We start from the raw sequence: 13530 nt of genomic DNA on the forward strand, positions 1-13530 counted from the left end.
GGGCGGTCCTGAACTCACTGCGCGGTACCTCGGGAACGGTAAGGGAAGCGGGTGGACCCGCAGCCTACTGGCCGGGGGCCCAGCCCCCGGCTCCGCCCCCGAGGAGCGGGAGGTCTACCCTCGGTAACCCCGGTGGGCCCCGCCTCACCGCACCGTCGCGAGGGAGCTCACATGCCTGGCTGGAACGCCGAGAACATCCCCGACCAGAGCGGCCGGACCGCCGTCGTGACGGGTGCCAACAGCGGTATCGGCTACGTGGCGGCGCGGGAGCTCGCCCGGCGTGGGGCGGACGTGGTGCTGGCCTGCCGCAGCGCGGTCCGCGGCCGGGCCGCAGTCGTACGGCTGCGCGCAGAAGTCCCCCGGGCCGAGGCCGAGTTCGCGCCGCTGGACCTGGCCGACCTGGCCTCCGTACGGGAGTTCGCGCAGGCGTACGGACAGCGCCGCCGCTCCCTCGACCTTCTCGTGAACAACGCGGGCGTGATGGCCCTGCCGCACGGGCGGACCGCCGACGGCTTCGAGACCCAGTTCGGGGTCAACCACCTCGGCCACTTCGCGCTGACCGGACTGCTCCTGCCCCGGCTGCTCGCCGCGCCCCCGGGAGCCCGGGTCGTCACCGTCTCCAGCGGGTTCCACGCGCTCGGCGACGTCGACCTCGACGACCTGAACAGCGAGCAGGGCTACCGGCGCTGGATCGCGTACGGCCGCTCCAAGACCGCCAACCTGCTCTTCACCCACGAACTGGCCCGGCGCCTCGGGTCCGCCGGCTCCGGGATCGTCGCGGCCGCCGCCCACCCCGGCTACGCCTCGACCAACCTGCACGTCGGGGCCTCGCGGCAGGAGGGCCTGCGCCCCATGTCGCGGCTGCTGGGGCTCGGCGCCGCCGTCCTCGCCCAGCCCGCCGCCTCCGGGGCGCTGCCCACGCTGTACGCGGCCACCGCGCCGGGGGTGCGGCCCGACGAGTTCTTCGGACCGCGGCTCGGCTGGCGCGGGGCGCCCGTCCGCTCCCCACGGGCGAAGTGGACCCTGGACGACACGTCCGGCGAACGGCTCTGGGCGGCCTCGGAGAAGCTCACCGCCGTCTCGTACCCCTCCCTCGCCCGGTGACCCGGTCCGGTCCGGGCGCCCCGTCGTGAGCCCGTCCGCCCCCGGGGTGCCTCGGGGCGCCCCGGGCGGGACCTGATCCGGGGTGCGGCCGTCGCGGGAGACTCGGCGCCATGGACGACACGGACAACCACCCAGAAGCCCACGATCACGCGGTGGTCCTCGGCGCCGGCATGGCAGGGCTGCTGGCGGCGCGGGCGCTCGCCCAGAGGTTCGCGCGCGTGACCGTGGTGGAGCGGGACGAACTGCCGGACACCGGACCGGCCTTCCGGCCCGGCGTGCCGCAGTCCCGGCACGTGCACGTGCTGTGGTCGCGGGGCCTGGAGCTGATGGAAGGGCTGCTGCCCGGGGTGACCCGCGAGCTGCTGGCGGCAGGGGCGGCCCTGATGGAGTCGCCGCGGGACTTCCTGTGGCTGAGCCCGGCCGACTGGTTCCACCCGGTTCCGGGGTCCCGGATCCTGATCGGCAGCCGCGAGCTGATCGACTGGACGGTACGCCGAGAGGTGCTGCGGGACGACCGCATCACGGTCCGCTCCGGATCGACGGTGACCGGACTCGTCGCCGGACCGGACGGGCGCTCCGTCACCGGCGTGCGGCTGCGCGAGGGCGGGCCGCTGGCCGCCCGCTTCGTGGTCGACGCGACCGGGCGGACCTCCCGCGCACCGGCCTGGCTCGCCGCCCTCGGCCACCCGGCCCCGGCGACCACCCGCTACGACTCCCATCTCGGCTACTCCAGCCGCTACTACGAGATCCCGCCGGATCCGGCCCGTCGCTGGCAGGGGATGTACGTCCAGGGCCGCCCCGACAGCCCGCGCGGGGGAGTACTGGTGCCCCTCGACGACGGCCGCTGGCTGGCCACCCTGATAGGCAACGGCGAACACGCCCCGCCGACGGGGGACGAGGAGTTCCTCGCGTACACGCGCAGCCTGCGCACCCCGGCCCTGTACGACGCCCTCCGCGACGCCAAACCGCTCTCCTCGCCCACGGGATTCCGCAGCACCGCGAACGAATGGCGCCACTACGAGCGCCTCGACCGCTGGCCGGCCGGATTCGTCGTCCTCGGCGACGCGGCCTGCCGGTTCAACCCCGTGTACGGGCACGGGATGACGGTGGCCGCCCTCGCGGCGGATGCACTGGCCGGCGCCATCCGGGGTCTCGCGCCCCGCGAGATCGCCGGTGCCGCACGGCGGATCCAGCGGCGTACGGCCGCCGCCGCCGACGTGGCCTGGCAGATCGCCACCAGTGAGGACATGCGGTACCCGGAGACCGAGGGGCCCCCGCCCGACCGGGCGACCAAGGTCCTGCAGGCCTACATGTCCCGGGTGATCGTGGGCGCCAACGCCGACCCGGAGATCTCCCGCCCCTTCTTCGGGGTGCTCTCGCTGTCCGCCTCGCCGAACACCCTGCTGAGCCCGGGCACGGTGATCCGGGTCCTGTCCAAGTGGCGCCTGCCGACGATCCCGGAGACCACCGCCTACCCGCCCCACCACCCCGGCCCGCCGGACTCCGGTTCCTAGGCGGTCCCTGGGATCCCGGGGCCGCGGCGACGGACCGCTCGTACACGCCGCGGACCCCGTCGTCGAAGCGGCTGCTGTACGAGGTCACCTCGTCGCCGCCCCCGTCGCGGCCGCCGATCACGCCGATCAGGGTGTGCGCGTCGGTCAGCACCGGACCACCGCTCGTGCCGTCGGGTACGTCCGCGCAATCCAGCCGCAGCTGCGTGGGCCCCGCGGCGCGGGCGGTGTTGAAACACTCCACCGGGTACTCGGTGTCGTTCGGATAGCCCACGACACGGGCCGGGGCCGGCAGTTCGGGCCGGAACCGGATCGCCTGGGCCCCGGTGGCGTCCTCCAGCCGCTCGCCGGGACGCCCGGGCCGGCGCATCCGGAGGAAGGCCACGTCGTGGTCGGGGTCCTGGTCCTCGGTCCAGCGGGGGTCCACGTCGATCCGGGTGGGCACCCAGATCCCGTACGGGGCCCTGCCGTCCCGGTAGCCCGGGGCGAAGACGAGGTTCGTGCGGAAGCCGAGGCCGCCGCGGTACACGCAGTGGGCGGCGGTGGCGATGAGGTCGCCGCCGGGGGAGTGGACCACGGCGGCCGAGCAGTGGTGGTCGGGGTCCCCGTCGTCGCCGGGCGAGAACAGCGCCCCGATCGCGGGCTCGGCGGCGGCGGGCCGGGCGGCCAGCGGGTCGGAGGGCCGCCAGCCGCCCGACCGCCAGTGCACGCCGGCCGGGGGGCCGTCCGTACGCTGCGCGGCCGGGCCCGGTGCGGCGGGATCCGGGGCCGGATCCCGCCGCACCGGGACCTCCGGCGCTCCCCCCTCCGCCTCTGCTTCCGCTTCCGCCGCCGGAACCTCCCGCGCCAGGCCGTCCAGCACGGCCGCCGCCGCCTCGTCGGCCGGCTCGGGGTCCTGTACGTAGCTCCCCTCCGCGGGATCCCCCTCCGCCGCGTGCGCCATGACGCCGCGCAGCTCCCACAGGTACCCGGCGCCCCCGGCCAGCGCCGCGCAGGACACGCCGACGAGCAGGGAGACCCGCAGGGCCCGTGCGGCCCGCCGGTGAACCGTGGTGAACATGTGGCACTCCCGCCCGAAAGCCCCGATCGGCTCCCTGTTCGACGGGCGGCACGTCGACAGGAGTTCCGGAATCGGAATGTGTCCGTCCTCACAGGAGGGGGTCCGTCATCCCGCATCCTTCCGTTCCTCGCCCAACTCAACGACTCTCCAGGCGAATTGACAGATGGCACACCGACGGGGGCGGACAGGTTCCGAAGGGACGGGATCGCGGAACCGGACGAAGGGTGCGGCCCGGCAGCAGCCCGCGGCCGAGTGCGAGGACCCGGTCGGCGATCCCCCCGACGAGCGCTGCGCGCATGCGAGAGGGGTGCGGGGCGCGGCTGCCGCCAGGTCGGTGCCGAGTGACGTACATCCGCCTGCGGGCCCGTGCCGGGCGTTGCCGGGCCGTTGCCGGTGCGGGGGCGGCGTCGTTGGGCAGCGGGGCGTTTCCGGAGCGCGGGGCGCCCCGAAGGCATACCGGACTCGTGGAGGGCGTACGACATGGACAGGACCCCCGAGGGTGTGAAGACGGTGCACCTCACCGCAGAGGTGTACGGGTACCTGGTGGCCCAGGCCGAGCCCCCGAGCCCCGTCCAGGAGCAGCTGATCGCCCGTACGCGAGAACTCGGCAGCCCGGCGCAGATGCAGATCCCGCGCGAGCAGGGCGTCTTCCTCACCCTCCTGGGCAAGATCGTCGGGGCCCGCCGGATCGTCGAGGTCGGCACCTTCACCGGCTACTCCACGCTCGCCCTGGCCGAGGGTCTGGAGGCCGGCGGACGGGTCCTGGCCTGCGACGTATCCGAGGAGTGGACGGCGCTCGCCCGGGAGGCCTGGAAGGCGGCCGGGGTGGACGACCGGATCGACCTCGTGATCGCCCCGGCCCTGGAGACGCTCCGGGCCCTGCCCCAGGACCCGGTGATCGACCTGGCCTTCCTCGACGCCGACAAGCCCGGCTACTGCGCCTACTGGGACGAGCTCGTGCCGCGCCTGCGACCCGGCGGGCTGATCCTCGCCGACAACGTCCTGTACGGAGGAGAGGCGGTGCGCGCGGATGCGGAGGGGAACGGCCTGGCCATGCGGGAGTTCAACGCGCACGTGCGCGCCGACGAGCGGGTCGAGTCGGTGATGCTCCCCATCGCGGACGGCCTCACGCTCGCGCGCAAGCGCTGAACTCCCGAGGCCGCCGGGGCGCCGGCGCGTCGGGGCACTGGGGCATTCTTGGGCGACAACCGCACCCCGAGGAGCCCCAGTTGACCGTCCAGCCCGCCGCCCAGCCGGCCGACCCGCACGCGCACCGCCGCCACATCGGCTTCGGGCGCCTGCACAACTTCCGTGACCTGGGCGGCTACCGCTCTGCGGACGGCCGCACCGTCGCCTGGGGCGTGCTCTACCGGGCCGACTCACTCGGCAAGCTCGCGGGCGACGACTGGGAGCGCTTCCTCGGGCTGGGCATACGTACCGTCATCGACCTGCGCTACCCGTGGGAGATCGAGGCCAAGGGCCGGATCCCGGAGGCCGAGCGGTTCACGTACGCCAACCTGAGCATCGAGCACCGCCCGTACGACCAGGCCGCGATCGACCCCGACGTCGACCCCTGGCGGTACCTGGCCGACCGGTTCGCCGAGGTGACCGAGGACGGGGTCCTGGAGATCCGCCAGGCCATCGAGCTCATCGCGGCCGGTCCCGGCCCGGCGGTCTTCCACTGCACCTCCGGCAAGGACCGCACCGGCCTGATCGCCGCATTCGTCCTGACCCTCCTCGATGTGTCCGAGGAGGAAATCCTGGCCGATTTCGCGCTCACCGAGCTGGCCACAGCCCGCCTCACGGCCGACTGGCACGCGGCCAACCCGGGCCGCACCATGCGCTGGCCCGCGTACGGGCGTGCCCCGGAGACGATCCTGTCCCTCGTCCTCGCCGACCTGACCACGCGCTATGGCTCGGCGGCGGACTATCTCGCCGCCCGCGTCGGGATCACGCCCGCCACGGCGGCGCGGCTGCGGGAGCGCCTGCTGCGCTGATCATGGCCGGAACGTTACGCCAGTCAACTCGACTTGCACGCTTGCCAGTTGAAGCGGGTATCTCAACAATGCGCATGACAACCGGAGGATCTTCGGTTGCATCGTCATCAGAGGGGAACCCCCACATGAACAAGCCTCTCGCCGGCGCCCTGCTCTCGCTGCTCCTGATAGGAGCGGCGGCAGCCCCGGCCGTCGCGTCCGCACCCCAGGACAAAGCCGCGCCTGCCGTCACCGTGAACTTCGCGGGGACGGTCGCGCTCAGCAACTGCTCAGGCTCCGTCGTCCGCGCCCCCGGCTCCCAGCCGACCGACCCCGCGCTCGTGCTCTCGAACGGACACTGCCTGGAGACGGGCTTCCCGGGGCCGGGCGAGGTCGTCAAGGACCAGCCGTCCAACCGCTCGTTCACGCTGCTGGGCGCGTCGGGCTCGCGCGTCGCGACGCTGCGGGCCAGCAAGATCGCGTACGCGACGATGACCGACACGGACATCTCGATCTACCAGCTCACCAAGACGTACGCGCAGATCCAGAGCCAGTACGGCATCAGCGCGCTCACGCTCAACGACACCCACCCGGTGCAGGGCACGGGGATCAAGGTCGTGTCGGGCTACTGGAAGCGGACCTACAGCTGCAACGTGGACGGGTTCGCGTACCGCCTCAAGGAGGGCGAGTGGACCTGGAAGGATTCGGTCCGCTACACCTCGTCCTGCAACACCATCGGCGGCACCTCGGGCTCCCCGGTGATCGACACGACGACGGGCAAGGTCGTCGCCGTCAACAACACGGGCAATGAGGACGGCCAGCGCTGCACGGACAACAACCCGTGCGAGGTGGACGAGAGCGGCAACGTCACCGTCCGGCAGGGCATCAACTACGCCCAGGAGACGTACATCATCGTCCCCTGCATCGGCGCGGGCAACAAGATCGACCTGAACCGCGAGGGCTGCGTCCTTCCGAAGCCGTGACGCGACCGGCCGTCCGCCCCCCCGGGGGGCGGACGGCCGGCGTACCCGCGCGGCGGCGCCGCCCGGGATCCGGTGGGTCGATGGCCCGCGCCGCCCTCAGGATGTGCCAGCGTTGACCGATGCAATCCGCCCACGGTGTCCTCACACCCTTCCTGCACAACGAGATCGGGTACCTGGAGAAGGCGCTCCGCACCATCGCGGTCTACGTGCTGATCCTGGTGCTGCTCCGGATCGTCGGCAAGCGCCAGCTCGCCCAGCTCAGCACCTTCGACCTGGTGGTCATGCTGCTGCTGGCCAACGTGGTGCAGAACGCCGTGATCGGTCCGGACAACTCGGTCGTCGGAGCGGCCTTCGGGGCCGCCGTACTGCTCGCCGTCAACACCGTGGTGGTCCGGGCGGCGGCCCGCCACGAACGGCTGGGCCGCCTGCTGGAGGGCACGCCCACCACCCTGGCCCGCAACGGCCACTGGGAGACCTCCGTGATCCGCCGCTGCGGCCTGCGCCGCGCCGACCTGGACGCGGCGGTCCGCCACCAGGGCGGCGACGACGTCACGGAGACCTCGGAAGTCACCCTCGAACCGGGCGGCACCCTGGTGGTCCAGCTGGCGGAAGCGGAGCAGTCGGCCGACAAGGCGGACATCGCAGCCCTGAAGGCCTCCATCGCCACCCTGGAACGCAAACTCGACGACCTGGCGGCCGGCAGACCCCTGAAGGGCCCATCGTCGCGCCGTTGGCGATCGACTCGTCATCGGGGTGGGCGTGTACGAAAAGCAGCCGACGCCCAGGCCGTGGGGACCCGGGACGTGTCATCGAGCACTCCTGTGCGGTAGGCAACCGAGCGCATGATCGCGCCGAAGTAGATTTCCAGCATGTCGGACTACCTCTCGCGTACCCTCGCCGCCTACGGGCACAGCGTTCACAAGTACGAATCCGCCACGAAGGGCATGGTCCCGGACGCCGAAATGGACATGTTCCTCCAGCTGTTGCCCGACCCGGTGGGTCCGGTACTGGACGCCGGCTGTGCCTTCGGCCGCGATACGGCCCTGCTCACGGCCAGGGGCCTGGCGGTGACCGGCATCGACCTGAGCGAGCCGTTCCTCGCCCGGGCCCGGGAGCTGCACCCCACCCTCGACTTCCGCAGCATGGACGTGTGCGCGCTGGACTTCGCGGACGGCAGCTTCGCGGGCGTCTGGTGCCAGGCCACGCTGCTGCACCTCAAGGACGAGCACGTGCGGACCGCCCTCGGCGAGTTCCACCGGGTCCTGCGCCCCGGCGGGGCGCTGTTCGTCAGCTTCAAGGAGGGCCAGGGCGAAGAGGAGATCGTCGAGTCCTTCAGCGCCGACGCGGCCCGCTTCTTCCGCTACCAGACCGTGGACCGCGTCCGCGCCATGCTGGAGGCGGCCGGGTTCGCCGATCCGGACGTACGCGTCGTCAACGAGCTGGAGCGCTACGGGCCGGGGCACCGCGATCTCAACTGGTTGTCGGCGTACGCCCGTTCCTGACTCCCCTTCGTGCGAGGGCTACCGTACGGGCGTCAGCGCTCCGGCGGCGCGGGCCGCCAGCCGGGCCACCCGGTCCGCGGCCCGCACGGCCCCGGCCGCGTCGACGCCGGTGAACGCGATCCGCACCGAGCCCGGTTGCCCGTCGAACGCCGAACCGGACCCCACGTGTGCCCTCGCCGCAGAGGTCGGTCCCGGGGGAACGCCCGGACGGCGGGTGCGTCGCGGTTCGTCGGCCGCATCACGCCCGGTTGCGGCGCGGGCGGGCTCTTGACAATTGGTCATGCTCCTGACTGCAGTGGGCACTGCGCCACTCCCACGAACGGCACCACACCCCGAAGGGAAGCGATCAGCGCATGACCAAGCCCGAGAGTGCGGGACACGACTACGACGTCGTCATCAGCGGAGCCAGCCTGGCCGGCAGTGCCGCGGCGATCCTGCTCGCTCGACGCGGTGTCCGCGTCGCACTGCTGGAACGCCGCTCGGACCCCGAGGCGTACAAGGTGCTGTGCACCCACTCCCTCACGGCCAACGCACACCCGGTGCTGGACGAGCTCGGCCTCATACCCGCTCTGGAGAAGGCGGGAGCCCTCCACAACGACGCCCGCTGGTACACCCGCTGGGGGTGGATCGAGCCGAGGGCGGCGCCGTCGGGCCCCGAGCTGCCGTACGGGTACAACATTCGGCGCAGCACCCTCGACCCGCTGATCAGATCCCATGCGGCGCAGACGCCTGGCGTCGATCTGCTCCTCGGCCACCAAGTGACCGGTCTGGTCCGGGAAGCCGGGCGAACCTCGGGGGTGTGCGCATCGACGCCACAGGGCGGGCGTGAGATCCGGGCCCGCCTGGTGGTCGGCGCCGACGGCAAGAACTCGGCCGTGGCGAAGTTCGCCGAGGTTCCGGCCCGGAGTTACGAGAACGCGCGGTTCGGCTACCTCGCGCACTTCCGCAACCTTCCGCTGCACGGCGGGATCGGCCAGACCTGGTTCCTGGAGCCCGACATGGCGTACGCGTTTCCGAACGACGGCGGGGTGACGGTCCTCGCGGTGCTCCCGGACAAGAAACGGCTGCCAGCCTTCCGGGAAGACCTGGAGGGCAGCTTCCTCTCGTTCGTCCGCGCCCTGCCCGAGGCGCCGCCCATCGACTCCGCCGAGCGCATCACCAAGATCATCGGTACGGTCGACTACCCGCTCATCAGCCGCGAGCCGACCGCGCCGGGCGTCGCGTTGATCGGCGACGCCGCCCTGACCAGCGATCCCCTGTGGGGAGTGGGATGCGGGTGGGCTCTGCAGTCCGCGCACTGGCTGGCCGAGGCGGTCGCCCCGGCCGTAACCGGCCGGGGCGACCTCGACCGGTCGCTCGCGGCGTACGCACGCACACACCGGCGCCGGCTGCGCGGCCACCAGTCCCTGGCCGTCGACTACGCCAAGGCCCGTCCGTTCAATCCCGGGGAGCGGCTGATGTTCTCAGCGGCAGCGCGAGATGAGTCGATGGCGCGGCACATGTATCTGTTCGCAGCCCGCCTGATCGGTCCGCTGCGCTTCTTGAACCCCATGGCCCTGGCCAAGGCTTCGGCCGTCAACATCAAGCATCGCGGGCCGGCTGCGCCGACCGCGCACCAGGCACACACAGAGTCCTGACCGGCTCCGCTCCCACGTCGCCGACGCGCAGGTCGGCGCCGCGCACGAAGGCACGGACGTGGTGGGTCCGGGAGGCGGTCAGGCCGGGCGCGGGAGGTACGCGAGGCCGTGCGCGCCGGGCTCGCCGAGCTTGGCGATGTCGAGCCGGGCCAGGCGCTCCAGCGTCTCCAGGTCGACGATGTCGACGGTGGACGAGATGACGCAGGCCACGTAGGCGAGCCGGCCGTCGGGGGACGAGGTGATGGTCAGCGGGAAGAGGCCGACCTCGACGTCGCCCAGCTGCTTGCGGGTGTCGGCGCAGAACACGGCGAGGCGGCCCGGTGCGTGGCGCCCGAGTCGGGAGGCCGCGTCGGGTGCCATGCGCACTTCGCCCGCGAGCAGCCTGCCCGTCGAGGTCAAGTGCACCGGCAGGACGATGTCCCCTGTGGGCAGGGTGTCGACGACGGCCGCTGTCCGGGTGTCGATGACCCGGATTCCGGTGGGCGGCCGTTCCTCGGCGGTGCCGGAGAAGTTGCCGTAGGGCGCGGCGACGAAGACATGCGCGCCGTCGGCGGAGACGGCGAGGCCCTCACTGCCCGGTACCTCGACCTTTGCGGTGAGGGTGCCCCGTTCGAGGTCGACGACCGACACGAACGGGGCTTCCTTGTTGGTGGCGTAGCCCGTCCGCCCCGCCGGATCGATGGCGAACCAGTGCGGGCCGGGCGCGTCCGTGTCGATCCTGCCCAGGGGCCGGCGGGTTGCCGTGTCGATCACCACGACAGCGCCGGGCCGGTCGTGCGAACTCTCCACACTGACGTAGAGGCGGCCGCGTACCGGGTCCAGCGCCAGTCCGTGCGGCCCGTGTTCCGGGGCGAGGTCGACGACCTCGACGATGCGGCGGGTGTCGGGGTCGATGACGGCCAGTTCGGTACGCCGGCCGCCGTTCGCGTGGTAGTAGCCCGAGTGGTACGTCAGGGTGCACCACAGCAGTCGCTGCGTCGGGTCGAAGCACAACTCGTGTGGCTCGGCAGGGACTCGCACATCGCCGAGGTGTCGGTCGGAGGCGGCGTCGAAGAACGAGACCGTCGGTCCGCTCTGACTGACGACGGCCAGGACGTCGCCTTCCCGACCGGCACGGGGGGACTGCTGCACAGCGGCTCCTCGAAAGAAGTGAAGGGAATGCCACGCGTCTTCGCGGGCATCTCCACTCTCTGCGCCGGAGGATGCCGCGGCAATGCAAAGATTGACACGCAATCATTGACTCAGGCGTAAAAATGCAGCTCAGGAGGCATTGATGGATCTCAACCTGCTGCGAGTCCTGGACGCCCTGCTCCAGGAGAACAGCGTGACCCGCGCAGCGGAGCGCCTGGGCACCTCGCCCGCGGCGGTCAGCCGTACCCTGGCCCGGCTCCGCCGTGCCGTCGGCGACCCGCTGCTGGTCCGGGCCGGCCAGGGGATGGTCCCGACCCCGCGCGCCGTGGAACTCCGGGACGAGATCGGCGTGTTGCTGCGCGGCTGCGACAACGTCCTGCGGCCCGGTCCCGGTTTCGATGCCGTGCATCTCCAGCGCACCTTCACGGTGCAGGCCGCTGACCTGCTGCTGGTGGGACTGGCGGGGAGCCTGACCGAGCGGATCCACGCGGAGGCCCCGCAGGTGGACGTCGTCTTCCTGCCGGAGTCGGTGGAGGGCGGCCCTGGGCTGCGGCAGGGCTGGGTGGACGTCGAACTGGGTGTCCTGGGACACCTGGACCCGGAGATCCGGACCCGGCAGCTCACGCGGATGCCGCTGGTCGGCATCGCCCGCAGCGGTCATCCCCTCTTCGACGGGCGGATCGACGCCCGTCGTTTCGCCGCGGCCGACCACATCGGCATCTCCCGCCTCGGCAAGCGCCTCGGGCCCATCGACCGCGCGCTCGCGGAACTCGGGCTGCAACGCCGGACCGCGGTCGTCGTGCCCAGCCACACGAGCGCGATGATGCTCGCCCGGGACACCGACCTCGTCGCGCTCAGCCTGGCCGACTGGCTCCCCGACACCGTCACCGCCATGGGACTGCGGACGTTTCCCATCCCCCTCGACCTGGCACCCCTGGACCTCGGGATGGCCTGGCACCCCCGCAACTCGACCGATCCGGGGCACCGCTGGTTCCGCGAGCACCTGGCGGCCGTCGTCCTGGCCCCGCCGGGACCGGGGACGGCGGCCGCCCGCACCGCCAGCTGACTTCCTCAGCGGCGGGGTGGGCAGCCGGGTTGCCGGCCGACGGTGAACAGAGCCGTCGTCGATCCGCCATTCCTCAACGACGCGTTTCGGAAGCGGCCTGTACGAGTGGTATTCGTCCCACCTACCCTGCGGCGTCATGGAGTTGACTCGGAGGGCGATTCTGCGCGGTACGGGAGCCGTACCGCTGGCCGTGGCCGCCGGTGGGCTGGCGGCTGCCCCGCCTGCGCTGGCGGCACCGGGTCCGTTCCGGTTGGCCATGAAGACCAGGCCCGCGAGTGGCCGCAGCTGGGCCGATGCCAGTGACGGCCTGAGGGCCAGGCTGGAACATGCCGGGCTGGCCCAGGTGCTCGCGTCGGCGCGATGGAACGGTACGGGTTCCGCACCCGGGTCGGCGGTCACTCGATCGTGTCCAGCGAGTACACCACCGCCACCAGCGGGCGCGCCGCCCGCTGGACCTGGCGAACTCGGGGTACATCGCCGACGGGGATCCGGTCGAGGGCTGGAGCCTCAGGACCGAGAGGGTGCAGGGGGCGGTCAGCGTGACCAGTGGTGCCTACTACTCCGCCAACACCCGGCGAGCACACCCGAACGACCCGCCGCTTCCGGGGCAGCTGTGGATGCAGATGCCCCGCGGCTCTGCGCCCCGGAAACACCGCCGCCTTGCCGTCGGCCCTGAGGACCTCAGCTACGACCCTGCCCAGGTCCCGGCCCGGGGGTGGCCGCGGCCCTTGCCGAGGCGCAGCGGGAAGTCCGCGCACTGACGGCCGCGGAACGGGACGAGGAATACGCCTCGCTGGCAGCCGAGGCCGACTGCCCGGTGCCCGCCGGAGCGGCCCGCGGCACGGTCCGCGACAGTGGGTCCGCCCGTGCTCCGCGGCTTGCACCCGAACACCCCTTCCACTGGGCGCCGTTCGTCCACATCGGTACTCAGGAGGCCGTGTCATGACCCTGCGCGCGGTACTGATCGGCGCCCAGACCTTCGGTCTGTCGGGGGTGCACTCCGACGTCCGGCTGATGGAACGGGTACTCCGCGACCGCGGTTTCCGGGACGTCCGGACCCGGACGGACGACGGCGCGCGGTACCACTCCCTCGTTGAGACGCTCGACGGGCTGGAGAGGGACACCGAGCAGGGGGACGGGGTGGTGCTCTACTACTCGGGGCACGGCGCGATGCACGAACGGCCCGACGCCGCGGAACGAGCCCGTGCCCGCCGCTCCCCCTATCTGCACTACCTCGTGCCCACAGACGTGGACGACAGCAGCTCCGGCGAGTTCCGGGGCCTGCTCGTCGAGGAGCTGACCGCCACCGTCCGCAGGCTGACGGCGATCACCCCGAACGTCACCGTCATTCTGGACTGCTGCCATTCGGGTGGAGCCGTACGCGACCCGCGGGTGGCCGTCCGGGCCGTCAGCCGGGACGTGCCCCTGGACGCGGCCCTGGTCCGAGCCGACCGGCTGTCCCGGGAGCTGCCGGCGCCCGACCCCTTCGTCGTACGACTGACCGCCTGCCAACGGCACGAGCAGGCGTACGAGGCTCCGAGCCTGTACCGGCCGGGCGAG

General features: G+C 72.4%; 11 protein-coding genes and 3 pseudogenes. 11 read left to right on the forward strand and 3 right to left on the reverse strand.

Going from position 1 to position 13530, the window contains the following annotated elements; translation table 11 throughout:
- The first annotated feature begins 171 nt into the window (after positions 1 to 171).
- Positions 172 to 1104 carry an oxidoreductase gene (locus tag ABTY04_RS15200; RefSeq protein WP_352213838.1) on the forward strand — a complete coding sequence of 311 codons (933 nt, stop codon included), beginning with the start codon at positions 172 to 174 and terminating at the stop codon, positions 1102 to 1104.
- Between the two features lie 110 nt (positions 1105 to 1214).
- Positions 1215 to 2618: an NAD(P)/FAD-dependent oxidoreductase gene (locus ABTY04_RS15205; RefSeq protein WP_352213839.1), complete on the forward strand. Its 1404-nt coding sequence runs from the start codon at positions 1215 to 1217 to the stop codon at positions 2616 to 2618.
- Between the two features lie 157 nt (positions 2619 to 2775).
- On the opposite strand, the pseudogene ABTY04_RS15210 reads toward ABTY04_RS15205, so the two are convergent.
- Positions 2776 to 3675 (reverse strand): annotated as a pseudogene (locus ABTY04_RS15210) (trypsin-like serine peptidase); the annotation flags it as partial.
- Positions 3676 to 4155: 480 nt separating this feature from the next.
- Between ABTY04_RS15210 and ABTY04_RS15215 the strand changes: the two are divergent.
- The 5 genes and pseudogenes from ABTY04_RS15215 (at position 4156) to ABTY04_RS15235 (ending at position 8136) form a co-directional block, all read left to right on the forward strand.
- Positions 4156 to 4824, forward strand: a complete 669-nt coding sequence (locus ABTY04_RS15215) for an O-methyltransferase (protein ID WP_352213840.1) — start codon at positions 4156 to 4158, stop codon at positions 4822 to 4824.
- Positions 4825 to 4904: 80 nt separating this feature from the next.
- Positions 4905 to 5672, forward strand: coding sequence for a tyrosine-protein phosphatase (locus ABTY04_RS15220; RefSeq protein WP_352213841.1), 768 nt, complete (start codon positions 4905 to 4907; stop codon positions 5670 to 5672).
- A gap of 125 nt (positions 5673 to 5797) precedes the next feature.
- Complete coding sequence (locus ABTY04_RS15225; protein ID WP_352213842.1) at positions 5798 to 6634, forward strand: S1 family peptidase; 837 nt, start codon at positions 5798 to 5800, stop codon at positions 6632 to 6634.
- 281 nt (positions 6635 to 6915) lie between these two features.
- Positions 6916 to 7236, forward strand: a pseudogene (locus ABTY04_RS41155) (YetF domain-containing protein); the annotation flags it as partial.
- A gap of 267 nt (positions 7237 to 7503) precedes the next feature.
- Positions 7504 to 8136: a class I SAM-dependent methyltransferase gene (locus tag ABTY04_RS15235; protein WP_352213843.1), complete on the forward strand. Its 633-nt coding sequence runs from the start codon at positions 7504 to 7506 to the stop codon at positions 8134 to 8136.
- 18 nt (positions 8137 to 8154) lie between these two features.
- On the opposite strand, the gene ABTY04_RS15240 is transcribed toward ABTY04_RS15235, so the two are convergent.
- On the reverse strand, positions 8155 to 8301 hold the full coding sequence (locus tag ABTY04_RS15240; protein ID WP_352213844.1) for a hypothetical protein: 147 nt from the start codon (positions 8299 to 8301) through the stop codon (positions 8155 to 8157).
- A gap of 188 nt (positions 8302 to 8489) precedes the next feature.
- Between ABTY04_RS15240 and ABTY04_RS15245 the strand changes: the two genes are divergently transcribed.
- On the forward strand, positions 8490 to 9773 hold the full coding sequence (locus tag ABTY04_RS15245) for an NAD(P)/FAD-dependent oxidoreductase (protein ID WP_352213845.1): 1284 nt from the start codon (positions 8490 to 8492) through the stop codon (positions 9771 to 9773).
- Between the two features lie 78 nt (positions 9774 to 9851).
- Here the strand turns inward: ABTY04_RS15245 and ABTY04_RS15250 are convergent, their stop codons facing one another.
- On the reverse strand, positions 9852 to 10904 hold the full coding sequence (locus tag ABTY04_RS15250; RefSeq protein ID WP_352213846.1) for a YncE family protein: 1053 nt from the start codon (positions 10902 to 10904) through the stop codon (positions 9852 to 9854).
- A gap of 142 nt (positions 10905 to 11046) precedes the next feature.
- On the opposite strand from ABTY04_RS15250, the gene ABTY04_RS15255 reads away from it, so the two are divergent.
- From ABTY04_RS15255 to ABTY04_RS15265, 3 genes and pseudogenes are all read left to right on the forward strand, one after another.
- Positions 11047 to 11970: a LysR family transcriptional regulator gene (locus tag ABTY04_RS15255; RefSeq protein ID WP_352213847.1), complete on the forward strand. Its 924-nt coding sequence runs from the start codon at positions 11047 to 11049 to the stop codon at positions 11968 to 11970.
- A gap of 715 nt (positions 11971 to 12685) precedes the next feature.
- Positions 12686 to 12916: a hypothetical protein gene (locus ABTY04_RS15260; protein WP_352213848.1), complete on the forward strand. Its 231-nt coding sequence runs from the start codon at positions 12686 to 12688 to the stop codon at positions 12914 to 12916.
- Positions 12913 to 13491, forward strand: a pseudogene (locus ABTY04_RS15265) (caspase family protein); the annotation flags it as partial. The gene ABTY04_RS15260 and the pseudogene ABTY04_RS15265, both read left to right, overlap by 4 nt.
- Between the last annotated feature and the right edge of the window lie 39 nt (positions 13492 to 13530).

The organism is Streptomyces sp. NPDC097981 (genome assembly GCF_040302565.1).
Taxonomy (GTDB): Bacteria; Actinomycetota; Actinomycetes; order Streptomycetales; family Streptomycetaceae; genus Streptomyces.

What these genes read in the sequence shown, in the direction of transcription:
- ABTY04_RS15205 (WP_352213839.1), top strand. Translation starts at nt 1,215, where the DNA reads ATGGACGACACGGACAACCACCCAGAAGCCCACGATCACGCGGTGGTC.
- ABTY04_RS15200 (WP_352213838.1), top strand. Translation starts at nt 172, where the DNA reads ATGCCTGGCTGGAACGCCGAGAACATCCCCGACCAGAGCGGCCGGACC.
- ABTY04_RS15245 (WP_352213845.1), top strand. Translation starts at nt 8,490, where the DNA reads ATGACCAAGCCCGAGAGTGCGGGACACGACTACGACGTCGTCATCAGC.
- ABTY04_RS15215 (WP_352213840.1), top strand. Translation starts at nt 4,156, where the DNA reads ATGGACAGGACCCCCGAGGGTGTGAAGACGGTGCACCTCACCGCAGAG.
- ABTY04_RS15235 (WP_352213843.1), top strand. Translation starts at nt 7,504, where the DNA reads ATGTCGGACTACCTCTCGCGTACCCTCGCCGCCTACGGGCACAGCGTT.
- ABTY04_RS15225 (WP_352213842.1), top strand. Translation starts at nt 5,798, where the DNA reads ATGAACAAGCCTCTCGCCGGCGCCCTGCTCTCGCTGCTCCTGATAGGA.
- ABTY04_RS15255 (WP_352213847.1), top strand. Translation starts at nt 11,047, where the DNA reads ATGGATCTCAACCTGCTGCGAGTCCTGGACGCCCTGCTCCAGGAGAAC.